This window comes from Pseudomonas sp. SIMBA_041 (genome assembly GCF_046535095.1).
In the GTDB taxonomy this organism is placed as follows: Bacteria; Pseudomonadota; Gammaproteobacteria; order Pseudomonadales; family Pseudomonadaceae; genus Aquipseudomonas; species Aquipseudomonas mucoides.
Genome location: NZ_JAWRXJ010000284.1, coordinates 1 through 273 on the forward strand (window position 1 = coordinate 1; position 273 = coordinate 273).

The 273-nt window shown below is 62.6% G+C and carries 1 protein-coding gene; it reads right to left on the reverse strand.

Annotated elements, in window-relative coordinates; translation table 11 throughout:
• Positions 1-273 (reverse strand): hypothetical protein (locus SB725_RS31200; protein WP_410923270.1); only part of this gene is annotated, 273 nt, incomplete at both ends.

The following is a 273-nucleotide window of genomic DNA, read 5'->3' on the forward strand; positions in this document are numbered from 1 at the left end:
TCCAGAACATCGATCTCTTCCTCGTCGCGCTCTGCTCGAACAACTCTGCTGCCGTCGGCGTTGAATCGCGCGGTCACCGTGCTCTTTGGCACGGGCGAGCCGCGCTTCAGCCAGGTCAGGTCCGGCAGCGACTTCATGGCCTCAGATAGGATGCAGTAGTCAATGGCGCCGCCCGTGCTCAGGATGACTGCAATGGCGTCGTCCGTCAGCTCCGCGTAGCGGATGGCGGTGGAGGTCAGCGATGTCTTGCATGCCTCGCGTGCGGACTCGATA